This is a genomic window from Thauera sp. AutoDN2 (assembly GCF_051280715.1).
In the GTDB taxonomy this organism is placed as follows: domain Bacteria; phylum Pseudomonadota; class Gammaproteobacteria; order Burkholderiales; family Rhodocyclaceae; genus Thauera.
In genome coordinates this window covers 1-1,270 of the sequence record NZ_JBNCAR010000105.1, presented here as the reverse complement: position 1 = coordinate 1,270, position 1,270 = coordinate 1, and the positions used below count along the sequence as shown (strand labels likewise).

The following is a 1,270-nucleotide window of genomic DNA, read 5'->3' as shown; positions in this document are numbered from 1 at the left end:
CCTCTTGATTCACATCGAAGTTTCCGAAGTGCCTCAGGCGGCAGTCTGCAGCATACCTTCGTCGCGACGACGGCGCATGGCGGCCAGGCCGAACATGCCCAGACCAAGCAAGGCGAGGCTGGTGGGCTCAGGCACCGTGCCGCCCTGGCAAGCCGGATCGTTCGGGTTCAAGGTGCAGAAATCGAGAATCTCCTGCAGCTTGGATGCCGCAAAAGCATCCACGAAGTCGGAAACGACTTGCTGGTCGGTCGTGTTCAGGCCATTGAGATCGTAGACGTTACCGCCATGGGCGGCCGCAAGTGGCCCGTACGAATTGATCGTACTCGTGCCCCTGAGAACGGCATTGAACAGCGCATTGTTGTCCGTGAGCAAGTCATCGATGATCGAATAGCTCACCGTGACTCCACCCACCGTGCCGTAAGACAGCGAAGTGCCGTTATGTGGTTCGTCAGTGAAAATGATGAGATTCTTGACCGAATCGCCACGATAGCTGAACAGCGAGGCCTGGTTGTCCAGTTCGTTGAGCGCAAAGGCGGTCGCGGTGTAGCCGGGCTCTGTCCCACCGTTAATCAGCAAGCCCTGCGCTGCGATCGCGAACGAAGCGGAGTCCGTCAGATCCGTCAACATGCGCGGAGCAACAGTCGAGCTGCCGTAGCCGACCAGGCCATAGCGAGCATCGATACCCCCAGCAGAGAGAATCGACGCGAACTGACCAATGTTGTTCCGCAAGTTCGCCTGCACATTCCCCATCGACCCCGACTCATCCACGATCATGATGATGTCGGTCTTGATCAGTGCCGCATTGGCTGCGGCACCAAAACCAACCGAGAGCGCAGCCACCGCGGTAGCGGCAACGAGTTTCCTGATTTTCATTTTTTCCTCCTGAATCCTGGTCCTGGTTACAACTCCGCACAGCCACACCAGCGGCCTTACCTTGTGCAGCAAGATCCAAGCCAGATCGATAGATCAATAAAAATCAAAGCGTTAGCAGAACGAAACAAAAACGCACGGGAGAACTGTAAAAAAAACCGACGGAAATCGGTGCTATCAAACTCCATAGCCTCCGTTCCGCCCCCAGGAGGCCAGGGTTTATAACTCGCGGTTTTCTCTTGCCACACACGGCGCCTGCAGCTTCGAGGAACACACCGATGACCCAATCCGCCACCGACCGCCGCCCGCAGTCGCTGGCCGAGCTCGCCGGCATCAGCGGTGTGGGCGATCGCAAGCTGGAACACTACGGCGCGGCGATCCTGGAGATCGTGGGCGAGGC

At 57.9% G+C, this 1,270-nt stretch carries 2 protein-coding genes; one reads left to right on the top strand and one right to left on the bottom strand.

Annotation, left to right across the window (positions count from 1 at the left end):
* Positions 1-33 precede the first annotated feature (33 nt).
* Positions 34-873 (bottom strand): VWA domain-containing protein, encoded by an 840-nt coding sequence (locus ACPT9U_RS17715; protein WP_418365132.1) that lies wholly within the window; start codon positions 871-873, stop codon positions 34-36.
* 275 nt (positions 874-1,148) lie between these two features.
* Here ACPT9U_RS17715 and ACPT9U_RS17710 point away from each other — a divergent pair.
* The coding region (locus ACPT9U_RS17710; RefSeq protein ID WP_435751924.1) for an HRDC domain-containing protein at positions 1,149-1,270 on the top strand (122 nt) is incomplete at its 3' end.

Excerpts from the sequence above, each read along its gene's own strand:
- ACPT9U_RS17715 (WP_418365132.1), bottom strand. The coding sequence starts at position 873 with ATGAAAATCAGGAAACTCGTTGCCGCTACCGCGGTGGCTGCGCTCTCG.